This is a genomic window from Streptomyces sp. NPDC028289, from assembly GCF_055565975.1.
In genome coordinates this window covers 906,338-920,977 of record NZ_JBVHTI010000003.1, presented here as the reverse complement: position 1 = coordinate 920,977, position 14,640 = coordinate 906,338, and the positions used below count along the sequence as shown (strand labels likewise).

The window sequence follows — 14,640 nt, the reverse complement described above, 5'->3', positions numbered from 1 at the left end:
CCGTGCGGGTCGCGTTTCGTCGCGCTAGGCGACCGATCTGCGGCGGAACGTCACGTTCGGGTTCGCGTCCAGATCTGCGGAAAAGTCACGCCGCCGCCAGTTCCCGGCGCGCCGCCCGCCGCCGGGCCGCGGCCTCGGGGTCGAGGGCGGGCACGGCGGCCAGCAGCTGCCTGGTGTACGGGTCCTGGGGGTTGTCGTAGACCTCGTCGGCGGGCCCGGTCTCGACGATCCGGCCGCGGCGCATGACCGCGACCCGGTCGCTGACCTGGCGCACGACGGCGAGGTCGTGGGCGACGAAGACGAGCGCGAGTCCGAGTTCGCGCTGGAGTTCGCCGAGCAGGGCGACGACCTGGGCCTGGGTGGTGACGTCCAGCGCGGAGACCGGCTCGTCGCAGACGATGACCCGCGGGTCGGCCGCGAGCGCCCGCGCGATGCCCACGCGCTGGCGCTGACCGCCGCTGAACTCGTGCGGATAACGCTGGTAGTGCGCCCCTTCGAGCCCCACACGCTCCAGCAGTTCGATCACGCGCCCCCGGATGCGCCCCTCGTCCCGTTCGCCCCGCGCCCGCAGCGGGTCGGCGATGGACTCGCCGACGCTGCGCCGCGGGTTGAGGGAGGACACCGGGTCCTGGAAGACCATCTGGACGGCCGGGTTCACGCCCACGCGCGCGTGTCCGTCGTAACGGACCTCCCCCGCCGTCGGCTCCAGCAGCCCGACCAGCATCCGGCCGAGGGTGGTCTTGCCGCTGCCGCTCTCGCCGACGACGCCGAGGGTCTCGCCCCGGTGCACGGTCAGGGTGACGTCGTCCACGGCGGCGAACGCCCGCTTCCCGCGCCCGAACTCGCGGCGCAGACCTGCTGCCTCCAGGACGACCTCCTCGGACGCCTGTGAGGGCGCGCGCACCGCGTCCACGCGCGGGACGGCGGAGAGCAGTTCCCGGGTGTACGGCTCGGCGGGCGAGCCGAGCACGGCGGCGACCGGCCCCTGCTCGACCATGCGCCCGTGCCGCATGACGAGCACCTGGTCGACGCTCTCGGCGGCGACGCCCACGTCGTGAGTGACGAGCAGCAGGCCCATGCCGGTCTCCTCGCGCAGGGTGTGCAGCAGGTCGAGGATCTGGGCCTGGACGGTCACGTCGAGAGCGGTGGTGGGCTCGTCCGCGATGAGCAGCTCGGGCTCGCAGGCGAGCGCCATGGCGATCAGCGCGCGCTGGCGCATGCCGCCGCTGAACTCGTGCGGGCGGGACCGGGACCGGCGCGGGGCGTCCGGGATGCCGACCCGGTCGAGCACCTCCACCGCACGCGCGCGTGCGGATCGCCGTGACGCGCGCGTGTGCACGCGGTACACCTCGGCGATCTGGTCGCCGATCGCGTAGTACGGGTCGAGGGACGACAGCGGGTCCTGGAAGACCATCGCCGCCTTCGCGCCGCGCAGCTTGCGCAGTTCGCCGTCGGAGGCGGCCTGTACGTCGGTACCGGCGACCTCGATCGAGCCGCCGAGCCGCGCTCCCGTGCCGTGGTGCAGGCCCAGCAGGGCCGAAGCGACCGTGGACTTGCCGGAGCCGGACTCGCCGACCAGGGCGAGGGCGGCGCCGCGCTCCAGGGTGAAGGACAGCCCGTCCACGGCCCGCAGGTCGCCGAACTCGACTGTCAGATCAGTGACTTGGACGAGACTCACGTCAGTACCACCCGTCGGTCGGCCACCGCGTACAGCACGTCCGCGACGGCGTTGGCGAGCACCACGAAGAAGCCGACGACGAGGACCATGCCGACGACGACGGGCAGGTCGACCACGCTGACGGCGTGGACGAGCTCCTGGCCGAGGCCGGGCAGGCCGAACAGCGTCTCGGTGAGCACGGCTCCGCCGACGGCCGAGCCGAAGTTGTTGGCGTTCAGCGCGATGACCGGCGCGAGCGCCCCGCGCAGGGCGTGCCGCCCGACGATCGACCGCTCACCCACGCCGTACGCGCGGAAGGTGCGGATGTGGTCCTCGGCGAGGGTCTCCAGCATCGACGCCCGGGTCATCCGGGCGAACGCGGCGGACTCGATGAGGGCGAGGGAGAGCCAGGGCAGCAGCAGGTTCCACGCCCACTGTTCGGGGTCGTCGGTGAACTTCACGTACTGCGGGAAGGGCAGCAGCTGCAGTTCGCCGCAGACGACGATCATCAGGACCAGGCCGATGACGAAGACCGGCGTGGCCCAGCCCGCGAGCGTCAGGCCGGTCAGCACCCGCTCGGTGAGCCGGCCGCGCCGCCAGACGGAGAGCACGCCCGTGCCGACGCCCAGGAGCAGCCACAGCAGCATCGCGCCGAACACCAGCGAGAGGCTGACCGGGAGCCTGGTCAGGATGATGCTCAGGACCTGCTGGTCGGTCTGGTAGGAGAGGCCGAGGCAGGGCGCGGAGCAGTGTTCCACGGAGGTGCCGGTGGAGTAGTCCTGGCCGACGACCAGGCCCTGCAGGAAGTGCCAGTAGCGCACGTACAGGGGGTCGTCGAGATGCAGTTGCTGGGCCACCTGGTGCACCTGCTCCGGGGAGCAGCGCGGGCCGCAGGTGATCTGGGCGACGTTGCCCGGGGTGACGTAGAAGACGACGTAGACGATCACCGAGATGGCGAGCAGGGTCGCCAGGGTGCCGATGGTGCGGCGGAGCAGGAAGCCGCCGAAGCCGTTCACGCGGATTCCTCCTTCGCCGAGGCCGTCGCCGTCGCGTTCGCCGTCGTCCCGGACGCGCGCCTGCGACCGGTGCCGACGCCGAGCCGGGAGGCGGCGCGCGGGTCCAGAGCGGTGCGGACGCCGTCGCCGAGGACGGTCATCGCGAGGACGGTCACGAACAGCGCGCCGGCCGGCAGCAGCAGGTACTGCGGGGCCGCCTGGTACCAGACGTCGGCGGCGGTGAGCATCTGGCCCCAGGAGGGCGTCGGCGGCTTCACGCCGACGCCGAGGAAGGACAGGGCCGCCTCGGCGCTGATGTTGACCGGGATGAGGATCGAGGCGTACGTGATGACCGGCGCGGCCAGGCCGGGCAGCAGCTCGCGGCGGGCGATGCGCCAGGCACCCCAGCCGCTGAGCCGTGCGGCGGCGACGTAGTCGAGCCCCTTCAGGGTGAGCGTCTGGGCGCGCACGATCTTCGCGATGGTGCCCCAGGAGATGAGCCCGATGACGAGGGTGACCAGGACGGGCCGGGGGAAGCTCTGCGGCACGATCGCGAGCAGCGCCAGCGACATGACCATCAGGGGCAGCGCGACGAAGATGTCCGTGATCCGGCTCAACAGTTGATCAACCCATCCACCGCCGAGCGCGGCCGCCACGCCGACGACCAGCCCGAGGAAGACCTGGATCACGGTCGCCGCGAACGCGACGCCCAGGGACACCCGCGCCCCGTACACCAGCCGTGCGAACAGGTCCCGCCCGGTCTGCGGCTCCACGCCCAGCCAGTGGTCGGCGGAGATGCCGCCGAGGGAGCCGATCGGCACGCCGCCGCGCGCGGAGTCGATGAGGGAGGGGTGGTAGGTGGTCGGGTCCTGGCCCTCCAACGCGGTGAGCAGCGGCGCGGCGAGCGCGACCAGGACGAGCAGCGCGACGACGCCCGCCGCGACCGCGGCGGCCCGCTGCGTACGCAGCCGCCGCCAGAACTGACGAGCCCCCGAAGCCCCCGAGGCGGACGCCTCGGGGGCCTGGGTGGCGACAAGTGCCTCGCTCACGGTGCTACTTCACCGCGACCTGGGAGATGTCCAGGACGCCGGTCCAGTCGCTGATCACGACGTTCTTGATGTCCTTGCCGACGAGCCGCTTGTAGACGGGGTGGAACAGCGGGACGGTCAGCGCCTGCGCGCCGATCTTCTTGTCCAGTGCACCCCACCGCTTGGCGGCCGCGTCCAGATCGGTCAACTTGTTGATCGCGTCAATCTCGGCGTTGACCGAAGCATCGTTGAGCTGGGAAGCGTTGAAGTTCGCGCCGTCCTTGACGATCTGCCGGCCGTCGAAGATCGGGGCGAGGAAGGGACCGCCGGAGGGCCAGTCGGCACCCCACGCGGCGAGGAAGAAGCCCGGCTCGGTCTTCACGCTGTGGACCGTGTCGGAGTAGTTGTTGTCCTCCAGGCCCTGGAGCTTGACCGTGATGCCGGCCTTCTTGAGGGCGTCCTGGATCGCGGTCGCGATCTCGGGGCTCGTCTTGAAGTTGTCGGCGTTGTCGTGGGTCAGCGTGACGGTGAGCCCGTTCGGATAACCCGCCTCCTTCAGCAGCTCCTTGGCCTTGGCCGCGTTGCCGGTGTCGCCCGCCGGGAAGAGGTCGTACGGCGTGTAGCCGAAGGACTTCTGGTCGGGCAGGAAGGTGGTCGCGGGCTCGGCGAGGGCGCTGCCGCCGGCCGCGTTGATCACGGACGACCGGTCGACGGCGTACGAGATCGCCTGCCGCACCTTGGGGTTGTCGAACGGCTTGACCTTCGGGTTGAACGCTATGTAGTTCGTGTAGCCGAAGTGCCCGGTGCCGACGCGAGCGGCGAGTTCCTTGTCCCCGGTCACCTTGGCGAGTTCGGCCGGACCGAGGTTGGTGTCCGTCGTCACGGCGGCCGCGTCCGTCCCCTGGGACGCCGACAGCCGCTGGTTGATCACGGACGAGTCGAGCCCGGACTGTACGTCGATCTTGTCCGGGTACGCCTTGCGCTGGTCGTCGACGGCCGCGGACCAGTACGTGTTCCGCTCAAGCACCAGGTGCTCGCCGTCGTTCTCGTTCTTCACGACCTTGTAGGGGCCGGACGAGACCGGGTGCTCCTCGTACTTGGTGCCCGTGTCCTTGGCCTGCGGGACCGGCGTGAACTGCGTCTGCGTGGCCAGGAACGGGAACTCGCCCTCGGGCTTGTTCAGATGGAAGACGATCGTCCGGCTGTCCGGCGTCTCGATCGCCGAGAGTCCCTTCTTGTCCTTGTACGGCCCCTGGTAGTCGGCCGCGCCGACCAGCCAGTCCCGCAGGTAGGGCGCACCGCCGGAGAGCTCGGGGGCGAAGGAGCGCTCGATGCCGTACTTGATGTCGGCGGACGTGATCGCGGTGCCGTCCTCGTACTTGAGGCCCGTCTTCAGCGTGTACGTCCACACGGTCGCGTTCTTGCTGGGGCGTCCGGTGTCGGTGGCCAGGTCGGGGACGACCTTGGTGCCGGCGGCGCCGTCCGCGCGGTTGCGGGTGGTGAGCGTACGGAAGACCAGGGAGGGCACGTTGCCGCCGCCGGAGGTGTACAGGCGGGCCGGGTCGAAGTCCGTCTGGGGGTCGGAGTTCAGGACGGTCAGCGTGCCGCCCTTGTGCGGCGTGGAGTCGCCACTGGAGCCGTTGGCATCGTTGTCCTTCGGCCCGCAGGCGGCGGCGCCCGCTGCCACGACCAGGGCAAGCGAAACGTACGCCGCACGGGCGCTGGTTAGGGACGGATGACGCATCGGAATGACGACCTCTCGGAAGGCGAGTCTCGATGGGCGAGACAGATTGACGAGGAGTGAGACGAAAGTGAACAGACGTCTGCCCGGGCGTCAGGTCGTCGAAAGAGCCGTGACCCAGGTCACGGCAAGAGAGAAAAGTCGCGACGCGAACGCCAGAAGGCGGGCGTCAGCGACAGTGGATGTCGGCCACGCAGAGCGCGGTCACGCCGATGAGCGCCAGCTCGATGGCGGCGCGCGCGGAGGCGTGAAGGGACGACATGCCCAGAAATATGTACGAACTTTCTGCGCATGTCAATGTGATGTATGAGCCACCTGTCAACTCTTGGGATAGGGCCAGGGGTTGGGCAGGCAGTGGATTCCGTCGTGGTCGAGGAACTTGGTCTGCTGCTGCATGACCGGCGCCAGCTCACCGTCCTTGTCGCAGGCCACATGGCCGTAGCCAAGCCGGTGGCCGACCTCGTGGTTGATCAGCATCTGCCGGTAGGCGTGGATCTTGTCGCCGTACGTCTTGCTGCCCTGGGCCCACCTGTACGCGTTGATCATGACGCGTTCGGTGGAGGCCGAGTCGCAGGACACGTTGTCCTCGGTCGTGTCGAGGCCGGACTTGGCGCACCACTTGGCGGTGGTGCCGGGGCTGGCGAGCGTGATCACGAAGTCGGGCTTGCCGGTGGACACGCGCGCGAAGGCACGGGCGCCGTCGTGGGCCCAGCTCCGGTCGTCGTTGAGCGTCTTCTGCACGGCCTCGGCGAACAGTTTCCCGTCCAGGCCCAGGCCCTGCTCCACGTCGACGCGGTAGGTGTACTTCCGCCCCTTGCCCGGCGCCTTCGCGCTCCCGGGCACGGTGCTGAACTTCCCGGACCCGGCCAGTTCGGCGCTGAGCGGGTACTTCTCGCCCATCGCCTGCTCGTACGACAGCGTCACCACGCCCGGCGAGGCGGAGGCCGACGCGGACGGCGTCGTACGGCTGTCCCCGCGCGAGGCGGCGCCGTCGGTGGCCCGCGTCCCGTCCGCGGCCGACTGCGACCGTGCGCCGTCGCCGTCCCGGCCGTCGATCACCTGCCCGGCGACGATCACCGCGAGCACGGTGGTGACGGCGGCGGCCGCGACACCCGCGAAGGCCCGGCTCTTGCCGCCCTTGGGCCGCCCGGACTCGCCGGCGGGCGGCGCGTCGCTGTCGCCCGCACCGCCGTCGATGCCGGACGGGAGCGGGGACGTGTCCGGACCCGCGCCGGGCGGATACGTTTCCGCGCGCTGGGCGCCGATGCCGGGACGGGGCGTGAAGACGTCGGCGTCCTCGCCGAAGGCGTCGACGTAGTCCTGCCGCGGACCGCCGGGCGCGCTCTGCCGCTGCCGCGGTATCGACACACCGGTCGCCCCGAAGGCTGCACCGGCAGGCCCGGAAGCGGTACCGGCGGTCCCTGAAGCGGCACCGCCGGGCCCGGAGGGAGCACCGGCCGCCCCGCCCAACCGACCCCAGCCACCGCCCGCTTCACGCTGCTGCGGGTGACCGCCACGGACGCGGGGGGCGCCATGCGCCGGGGTTCCGTCGGGGAAGCGCGGGACTCCGTGGGCCGGAGTCCCGTCGGCGAACCGCGGCACACCCCGAGCAGGTGTGCCGTCGGGCAGCCGCGGGACGCCCTGCGCGGGCGTACCGTCCGCGAACCGCGGCGCCCCGCCCACGGGTGTCCCGTCGGCCGGGCGCGGCACCGTGGGCCCCGCAGGCCCCGCGGAACCGCGCTCGCCATCTCCCGGGCCCTGTTTCCGGGCCCCGCGCACGTTCGCTATGTCCGCCGCGTCATCCTTGGGTGCCGGCCCGCGGCGGCTGTGGCGTCCCACTCGCCCCTCAGCTCCCCGCGCCCGGCGCGGCCGGACCGCCGCCGACGGCCCCGGAAGCCGGTCCGTCGCCCAGCCTGTCGGCGGAGGCGAGGAGTTCACGGAACGCCCCGGCCACCGCCCCCGGGTACTCCATCATCGCCACGTGCCCGGCGTCCGGCATGGAGAGCAGCCGGGAGTGGCGGAAGCTGCGCGCGGCCTTGTGGGCCATGCGGTAGCCGACGAGCTGGTCGCGGCCGCCGTAGATCAGCAGGGTCGGAGCGAGGACGCGCTCGGCCTGGCGCCAGAGCCCGTGCTGGCCGCCCAGCGTGTACGCGTTGACGATCCCGCGCGCCGACCGCGCCATCGCGTCCCAGAAGTACGGCAGCCGCAGCCGCCGTTCCAGCTCCTCCACCGCGTGCTCGAACGCCTCCGGTGTCACCCGGCTGGGGTCGCCGTAGCAGAGGGCCAGCACGCCCCGTACCCGCTGCTCGGCGGTCCACTTGCCGGTCGTACGGGTGAGAAGCCCGGCGATGCCGGGGAGGCCGAGCAGGACCGTCGGCATCGCGGTGCGCTGTACGCGCAGCTCGGGCAGGGCCGGCGAGACGAGCGTGAGGGTACGGACGAGGTCCGGGCGGACGGCGGCGACGCGGGTGGAGACCGCGCCGCCGAGGGAGTTGCCGAAGAGGTGGACCGGACCGCGGCCGGCCGCGTCGAGGTAGCGGATGACCGCGCGCGCGTGCCCGGTGACGGAGTAGTCGCCGTCGTCCGGCGGCGGCGAGTCGCCGAAGCCCGGCAGGTCGACCGCCTCGCCGTCCACGACCCCTTCGAGCTGCTCCATCAGCTGCGACCAGTTCTGCGAGGAGCCGCCGAGCCCGTGGATGTACAGCGCGGGCGGCAGGCCCTCGCGCGCGGGCGGCCGCGCACGGACCGAGAGGGTGACGCCGGGCAGTCGGACCGACCGCAGTCGCTCGCCCTCCGCGACTCTGACTGCCGCCGCCTCGGGGAGCACGCTGGTGGGCGGCACGGAGGGCAGTTCGGTCGAAGACATGGGCCAATGTTACGAGACGATCACACAGTGGTTCGTGTGTTCGCCGTCACAGAGCCACCCGGTGAGCTGCCCCCGGACCGCACACGAGTCGCACCCGAGTCGCGCAAGGCTCGGGGTGAAGGGCCGACTGCCGTACGGAGCGAACGGCCGCTGATGGCATAGCGTCCGCATCCGGTGTCTCCTACGCTCGTAAACAGGGCACCCGTTTGTGGCCCCTGCTTCCGCCAGGGATCTTCCGAGGAAGGGAGCCCACCATGGCCCATGACCCCACCGACCCCGACGTGCTCGACGATCTGGAGGCGGAGGACGCCCCGGAGATCGATGTCGAGGCCCCTGAGAGCGACGCAGCCGAGCAGCACACGGACGTCACGCCGTCCCACGACGACCCGCTCACCGGCGTGGAGCCGGACCGCGCGAACGAGGCCGATCTCATCGAACAGGCGCGGGTGGTCTCCATCGACGAGGAGGACTACCGCTGACCGCGACCGGCTGCGGCGGGCCCACCTGGGCTGTCCGCATGTCCCGGTATTTCCCGGTACGGCTTTCGCCGTCGTCCGGTACGTGAAATTCTGCGCTCGCACCGCGCACAGCACGGTTACCGAAAAGTACGATGGCCGCGCGGAGCGATCCGCACGCGGACGACATTGGGAGGCGGCGTGACAGCCATCGAGCAGACAGAGGCGGCACGCCCGCGGGGCACTCGCCTGCCGCGCCGTGCCCGACGGAACCAGCTGCTGGGCGCCGCCCAGGAAGTATTCGTCGCACAGGGGTACCACGCAGCCGCGATGGACGACATCGCCGAACGCGCCGGGGTCAGCAAGCCGGTGCTCTACCAGCACTTCCCGGGCAAGCTCGATCTCTACCTGGCCCTGCTGGACCAGCACTGCGAGGCCCTGATCCAGGCGGTGCGCGGCGCGCTCGCGTCGACGACCGACAACAAGCAGCGGGTCCGGGCGACCATGGACGCGTACTTCGCGTACGTCGAGGACGACGGCGGGGCCTTCCGTCTGGTCTTCGAGTCCGACCTGACGAACGAGCCCGCGGTACGCGAACGCGTCGACAAGGTCACCACCGAGTGCGCCGAGGCGATCTGCGAGGTCATCGCCGAGGACACCGGCCTGCCGCGCGCCGAGTCGATGCTGCTCGCCTCCGGCCTCGGCGGTCTCGCCCAGGTGGTGGCCCGTTCCTGGCTGCACAGCGACCGCACCGTCCCGCGCGACCAGGCGGTCCAGCTGCTGACCTCGCTGGCCTGGCGGGGCATCGCGGGTTTCCCGCTGCACGGCATCGACGCGCACCACTGACACGCCCCTGACGCCGCCGCTGACACCGTTGCCGACAGCACCGCTGACACCGTTGCCGACAGAACGGCTGTCAGCGCTGCCGACGGCACCGCCGGGAGGAATTCCCGTTCGCTGTTCGCTCCTGGCGTGGACGTGCGCAGCGTGTACGTCCCCTCACCGGGCTAATGTGTGCTGCGTACGGCGCGGAAGGTCGCGCACTTCACTGACCGTCGGAGGGACATAGCCGTGGAGGTCAAGATCGGCGTGCAGCACGCGCCCCGCGAGATCGTTCTGGAGAGCGGTCTGAACGCCGAGGAGGTCGAGCGCCTCGTCGCCGACGCGCTGGCCGGCAAGTCACAGGTGCTGTCCCTGGAGGACGAGCGCGGCCGCAAGGTCCTGGTCCCGACGGACCGCCTGGCGTACATCGAGCTCGGCGAGCCGACGGTGCGCAAGGTCGGCTTCAGCGCGGTCTGACCACAGCAGCACGGAGGGGCCGGGCGGACGTGTGTCCGCCCGGCCCCTCCGTCATGTCCGCCTTCCACACACGGCCCACAAGTCGTCCACAGAGGAGGATTGCATTCCGCAGGTCACGGGTATGACGGGCTACGACCGTGAAGCGCCGGCCGGCCGTGGGAGGGACCCCTCGTGATGCTCCTGGAAGTCCTTGGATCCGCCCTGCTCGGCCTGGCCCTGTCGTGGGCCGCGACCAGTCGGCTGTCCCACCGGCTCCCGGCCCGTCCCCTGGTGTTCTGCACGGGTGTCGCGGGAGCCCTCTTCGGCGACTTCGTCACGCACAGCGCGCTCGGCCCCGGCACGGTCCTGGTCAGTCTTCTGGGCGCGGCGATCGTCTCGGCGGCGTCCCTGTCGCTGCTGCTCCGCCCGGCGGGCCGCCACCTGCGCCGACGATCGATCCCGGCCTAGCGCCCCGAAGGGACGCTGGGGGTACCCCCAGCCGAAGGCTGGGGGAGGAACTGCGCGATCAGCCCCACCGGCCAAGGCCGCGCAACCCCCGGAACCACCCCCCGCGGAGCGCTACGCCGCCAGCCCCAGCGCAGCCATCCGCTTCGTGTGCGCCTCGGTGATCCGCGAGAACATCCGGCCCACCTCGGCGAGGTCGAACCCGTCGGCCACGCCCCCGACCAGCATGGTCGACAGTGCGTCCCGGTCGGCGACCACCCGCTGGGACTGCGACAGCGCCTCCCCCATCAACCGCCGTGCCCACAGGGCCAGTCGGCCCCCCACCCGCGGGTCGACGTCGATCGCCGCGCGCACCTTCTCCACCGCGAACCCGGCGTGCCCGGTGTCGTCGAGGACGGCCAGCACCAGTTCGCGGGTGTCGGAGTCGAGGCGGGCCGCGACCTCCCGGTAGAAGTCACTGGCGATCGAGTCGCCGACGTACGCCTTGACCAGGCCCTCCAGCCAGTCGGACGGCGCCGTCTGCCGGTGGAAGCCGTCGAGGGCCGCGACGAACGGCTCCATCGCCTGCGTGGCGTCCTCGCCGATCTCCGTCAGCCGGTCACGCAGCCGCTCGAAGTGGTGGAACTCGGCCGACGCCATCTTCGCCAGCTCGGCCTTGTCCCCCAGCGAGGGTGCCAGCTTGGCGTCCTCCGCGAGCCGCTCGAACGCCGCGAGCTCGCCGTACGCGAGGGCACCGAGCAGGTCCACGACCGCGGCACGGTAGTGCGGGTCGGCGGCCGCCTGCGCCCAGTCCTGGGCGGCGACACCGGTCGGTTCGGCGGAGGCGGTCTCAGGCTTGTCAGAGCTCGTCATGAAGCGCACAATAGCCCGCCCGCGACCCCGGGGAAGCCCTGGGGAAGACCGGGCCGGACCCGGAAAGTCCCACGGGACCCTGAGAAGTCCCGGGGAAGCCCCTGGTCAACCACTGTGACTACCACGACGTGACCAAATCGGCCATCGCATGTGCACGATTCCGGGGTATGGTGGTAATGCGCCTGCTGGTACGCCGTCGAATTCCGACGTACCTCGACAGGCCGCACGTATGAGGATGCCCGGTCGGTGGCCCGATCGGCTCCGACCCGACAGCCCTCCCGTGTCGTACGGCACTGTGCGTACGACGACCGGAGGGACACACCCTCAGCGGTACGAGCGCTAGAGCGTCGGCAGAGGTCCCGTGCACTACGGCGTGCCCCCCACGGCCCGCCCGTAAGGCAGCCGACGTCCCCGGCACGGTCCGTCAAAGACCCCCGCGCTCGCCTCGCGCCGCGCCACACAGAAGAGGCAGCACCCTGACTACGACGTTTCGTGAGCTCGGAATCCTTCCCGAGACCGCCGAGGCCCTGGAAGCCGTCGGCATCATCAACCCCTTCCCCATCCAGGAGATGACGCTCCCGGTCGCCCTGTCCGGCACCGACGTCATCGGCCAGGCCAAGACCGGCACCGGCAAGACCCTCGGTTTCGGTCTGCCGCTCCTGGAGCGCGTCACCGTCCCCGCCGACGTGGAGGCCGGCCGCGCCGCCCCCGAGGCCCTCACCGACGCCCCGCAGGCGCTCGTCGTCGTCCCCACGCGCGAGCTCTGCACCCAGGTCACCAACGACCTCCTGACCGCCGGCAAGGTCCGTAACGTACGCGTGATGGCGATCTACGGCGGCCGGGCCTACGAGCCGCAGGTCGAGGCCCTGAAGAAGGGCGTCGACGTGGTCGTCGGCACCCCGGGCCGCCTGCTCGACCTCGCCGGGCAGAAGAAGCTCAACCTCAAGCACATCAAGTCGCTCGTCCTCGACGAGGCCGACGAGATGCTCGACCTGGGCTTCCTGCCGGACGTCGAGAAGATCATCGACATGCTTCCGGCGAAGCGCCAGACCATGCTGTTCTCGGCGACCATGCCGGGCGCGGTCATCGGCCTCGCGCGCCGGTACATGAGCCAGCCCACCCACATCCGCGCCACCGCGCCGGACGACGAGGGCGCGACCGTCGCGAACATCGCGCAGTTCGTCTACCGCGCGCACTCCATGGACAAGCCGGAGATGATCGCGCGCATACTGCAGGCCGAGGGCCGCGGGCTCGCGATGATCTTCTGCCGCACCAAGCGCACCGCCGCCGACATCGCCGAGCAGCTCCAGCGCCGCGGCTTCGCCTCCGGCGCCGTCCACGGCGACCTGGGCCAGGGCGCCCGCGAGCAGGCGCTGCGCGCGTTCCGCAACGGCAAGGTGGACGTCCTCGTCTGCACCGACGTCGCCGCGCGTGGCATCGACGTCGAGGGCGTGACGCACGTCATCAACTACCAGTCCCCCGAGGACGAGAAGACGTACCTGCACCGGGTCGGCCGTACCGGCCGCGCGGGCGCCTCGGGTACGGCGATCACGTTCGTCGACTGGGACGACATCCCGCGCTGGCAGCTCATCAACAAGGCGCTGGAGCTGAAGTTCCACGACCCGGTGGAGACGTACTCGACCTCCCCGCACTTCTTCGAGGACCTGAAGATCCCCGCGGGCACCAAGGGTGTCCTGCCGCGCTCGGAGCGCACCCGCGCCGGGCTCGACGCGGAGGAGCTGGAGGACCTGGGCGAGACCGGTGGCCGCGGAGGCCGCGGTCGCGGTGGCCGGGGCGGCCGAGGCGAGGCGCGCGGCGAGGCGCGCGGCGAGGCTCGTACCGAGGAGCGCGAGCGCCCGGCCCGCACCCCGCGCCGTCGCCGTCGCACGCGCGGCGGTTCGGCCCTGGACCAGACGTCCGGTTCGGCGTCCACGGCGCCGTCCGCCGAGGCCGCGCCGCCCGCCTCCGCCGACGACGCCCTCGCGGCGTCGGAGCCGACGGGCACCCGGACCCCGCGCCGCCGTCGCCGTACCCGCAACGGGGCGTCGCAGGAGCCGGTGGCGGCCGCCGCCCCGGTGACCGTGACGCCGGAGGCCGTCGTCGAGACGGTCGAGGCCGTCGTGGAGCCGGCCGCGGCGGAGAAGCCGCGCCGCCGTCGCACCCGCCGGTCCGCGGAGGCCGCGCCGGTGGCGGAGGCGACGACGCCGGTGGCGACCGAGGCACCGGTGGCCGAGGAGGCCCCGGCGGCCCCCGCACGCCGCCGCACCCGCAAGACGGCCGAGGCACCCGAGGTGGCAGCCGTCGAGGCGGTCGTCGAGGCGATCGAGGCCGTGGTGGAGCCGAAGCCGCGCCGGACCCGGAAGACGGCAGCTGCCGCCGCCGAGGCCGCAGTGGACACCGCGGAGGCCGTCGAGGCCACGCCGCGCCGCCGTGTGCGTAAGGCCGCCGAGCCCGTGACCGAGGTCGCGCAGGCTCCGGCGGAGGCCGTCGAGGCCCCGGTGGCCCCGGCCCGGCGCCGTACCCGCAAGGCCGCGGAGCCGGTCGAGCCTGCGGTGGCCGCCGAGGCGGAGGCCGAGGCCGCGCCCAAGCCGCGCCGGACCCGGAAGACGGCCGCGGCCGCCGAAGCCGCGGTGGACACCGCCGAAGCCACCGAGGCCAAGCCCCGCCGCACCCGCAAGGCGACGGCGACCGCCGCCCCGGAGACGGCCGAGGCCGAAGCCGCGCCCAAGCCGCGCCGAACCCGGAAGACGGCCGCGGCCGCCGAAGCCGCGGTGGACACCGCCGAAGCCGTCGAGGCCAAGCCGCGCCGCACCCGCAAGGCGACGGCGACCGCCGCCGAGACGGAAACGGTCGAGGCGGCGGCAGTCGCCGAGGCGAAGCCCCGTCGGACCCGCAAGACGGCAGCCGCCGCCCCGGAGACCGCCGAGGCGGAGGCGGCGCCCAAGCCGCGCCGCACCCGGAAGACGGCAGCCGCCGCCGAAGCCGCGGTGGACACCGCCGAAGCCACCGAGGCCAAGCCCCGCCGCACCCGCAAGACGGCAGCCGCCGCCACCGCGGAGATCCCGGCGCAGGCCACCGAGGAGCCGGAGGCGAAGCCGAGGCGGCGCGCCACCCGCAAGGCGGCCGAGTCCGCCGAGACCGCCGGATCCGTCGAGGCGGCCGACGCGGAGGCGAAGCCGAAGGCCCGCCGGACCCGCAAGGCGACCGCCGCGGCCCCGGAGGCCTGAGCACGCGCGTGACGACGGCCCGGACCACCCCGTGTGGTCCGGGCCGTCGGCGTCTCCGCAACGCCGGGCGGTGCCC

General features: G+C 72.3%; 13 protein-coding genes. 5 read left to right on the top strand and 8 right to left on the bottom strand.

All coding sequences use genetic code 11. The annotated features are described in order from the left end of the window. Window positions 1-85: 85 nt before the first annotated feature. The 7 genes from ACZ4UV_RS18325 to ACZ4UV_RS18295 all read right to left on the bottom strand — a co-directional run bounded on the left by ACZ4UV_RS18325 (window position 86) and on the right by ACZ4UV_RS18295 (window position 8,287). On the bottom strand, window positions 86-1,678 hold the full coding sequence (locus tag ACZ4UV_RS18325; protein WP_467838953.1) for a dipeptide ABC transporter ATP-binding protein: 1,593 nt from the start codon (window positions 1,676-1,678) through the stop codon (window positions 86-88). Continuing rightward, the gene (locus ACZ4UV_RS18320) at window positions 1,675-2,673 is read right to left on the bottom strand and encodes an ABC transporter permease (protein WP_467838950.1); all 999 of its coding nucleotides are present in this window, start codon (window positions 2,671-2,673) and stop codon (window positions 1,675-1,677) included. The genes ACZ4UV_RS18325 and ACZ4UV_RS18320 overlap by 4 nt, the downstream gene beginning before the upstream one ends. Further along, entirely contained in the window at window positions 2,670-3,701 is a 1,032-nt protein-coding gene (locus tag ACZ4UV_RS18315) for an ABC transporter permease (RefSeq protein ID WP_467838947.1), read from the bottom strand. The genes ACZ4UV_RS18320 and ACZ4UV_RS18315 overlap by 4 nt, the downstream gene beginning before the upstream one ends. Before the next feature lie 4 nt (window positions 3,702-3,705). Next, complete coding sequence (locus tag ACZ4UV_RS18310; RefSeq protein WP_451022352.1) at window positions 3,706-5,424, bottom strand: ABC transporter substrate-binding protein; 1,719 nt, start codon at window positions 5,422-5,424, stop codon at window positions 3,706-3,708. A 166-nt stretch (window positions 5,425-5,590) separates the two neighbouring features. Next, window positions 5,591-5,683 (bottom strand): Ms4533A family Cys-rich leader peptide, encoded by a 93-nt coding sequence (locus ACZ4UV_RS18305; protein WP_351321593.1) that lies wholly within the window; start codon window positions 5,681-5,683, stop codon window positions 5,591-5,593. Between the two features lie 56 nt (window positions 5,684-5,739). Beyond that, on the bottom strand, window positions 5,740-7,260 hold the full coding sequence (locus ACZ4UV_RS18300; RefSeq protein WP_467838944.1) for a DUF3152 domain-containing protein: 1,521 nt from the start codon (window positions 7,258-7,260) through the stop codon (window positions 5,740-5,742). Window positions 7,261-7,267: 7 nt separating this feature from the next. Then, window positions 7,268-8,287, bottom strand: a complete 1,020-nt coding sequence (locus ACZ4UV_RS18295; RefSeq protein WP_390046723.1) for an alpha/beta fold hydrolase — start codon at window positions 8,285-8,287, stop codon at window positions 7,268-7,270. Window positions 8,288-8,541: 254 nt separating this feature from the next. On the opposite strand from ACZ4UV_RS18295, the gene ACZ4UV_RS18290 reads away from it, so the two are divergent. The 4 genes from ACZ4UV_RS18290 to ACZ4UV_RS18275 all read left to right on the top strand — a co-directional run bounded on the left by ACZ4UV_RS18290 (window position 8,542) and on the right by ACZ4UV_RS18275 (window position 10,488). Beyond that, entirely contained in the window at window positions 8,542-8,766 is a 225-nt protein-coding gene (locus ACZ4UV_RS18290) for a hypothetical protein (protein ID WP_451022350.1), read from the top strand. 177 nt (window positions 8,767-8,943) lie between these two features. After that, on the top strand, window positions 8,944-9,588 hold the full coding sequence (locus ACZ4UV_RS18285; protein WP_451022349.1) for a TetR/AcrR family transcriptional regulator: 645 nt from the start codon (window positions 8,944-8,946) through the stop codon (window positions 9,586-9,588). A gap of 225 nt (window positions 9,589-9,813) precedes the next feature. Next, on the top strand, window positions 9,814-10,041 hold the full coding sequence (locus ACZ4UV_RS18280) for a DUF3107 domain-containing protein (protein ID WP_046730492.1): 228 nt from the start codon (window positions 9,814-9,816) through the stop codon (window positions 10,039-10,041). Window positions 10,042-10,215: 174 nt separating this feature from the next. Then, window positions 10,216-10,488 carry a hypothetical protein gene (locus tag ACZ4UV_RS18275; RefSeq protein ID WP_390046793.1) on the top strand — a complete coding sequence of 91 codons (273 nt, stop codon included), beginning with the start codon at window positions 10,216-10,218 and terminating at the stop codon, window positions 10,486-10,488. Between the two features lie 111 nt (window positions 10,489-10,599). Here the strand turns inward: ACZ4UV_RS18275 and ACZ4UV_RS18270 are convergent, their stop codons facing one another. After that, the gene (locus tag ACZ4UV_RS18270) at window positions 10,600-11,346 is read right to left on the bottom strand and encodes a ferritin-like fold-containing protein (protein WP_390046719.1); all 747 of its coding nucleotides are present in this window, start codon (window positions 11,344-11,346) and stop codon (window positions 10,600-10,602) included. A gap of 560 nt (window positions 11,347-11,906) precedes the next feature. On the opposite strand from ACZ4UV_RS18270, the gene ACZ4UV_RS18265 reads away from it, so the two are divergent. Continuing rightward, window positions 11,907-14,564, top strand: a complete 2,658-nt coding sequence (locus ACZ4UV_RS18265; protein WP_467838937.1) for a DEAD/DEAH box helicase — start codon at window positions 11,907-11,909, stop codon at window positions 14,562-14,564. Window positions 14,565-14,640: the final 76 nt, after the last annotated feature.

Coding starts and splice junctions, on each gene's coding strand:
- ACZ4UV_RS18310 (WP_451022352.1), bottom strand. CDS start 5,424: ATGCGTCATCCGTCCCTAACCAGCGCCCGTGCGGCGTACGTTTCGCTT.
- ACZ4UV_RS18305 (WP_351321593.1), bottom strand. CDS start 5,683: ATGTCGTCCCTTCACGCCTCCGCGCGCGCCGCCATCGAGCTGGCGCTC.
- ACZ4UV_RS18295 (WP_390046723.1), bottom strand. CDS start 8,287: ATGTCTTCGACCGAACTGCCCTCCGTGCCGCCCACCAGCGTGCTCCCC.
- ACZ4UV_RS18290 (WP_451022350.1), top strand. CDS start 8,542: ATGGCCCATGACCCCACCGACCCCGACGTGCTCGACGATCTGGAGGCG.
- ACZ4UV_RS18275 (WP_390046793.1), top strand. CDS start 10,216: ATGCTCCTGGAAGTCCTTGGATCCGCCCTGCTCGGCCTGGCCCTGTCG.
- ACZ4UV_RS18265 (WP_467838937.1), top strand. CDS start 11,907: ATGACGCTCCCGGTCGCCCTGTCCGGCACCGACGTCATCGGCCAGGCC.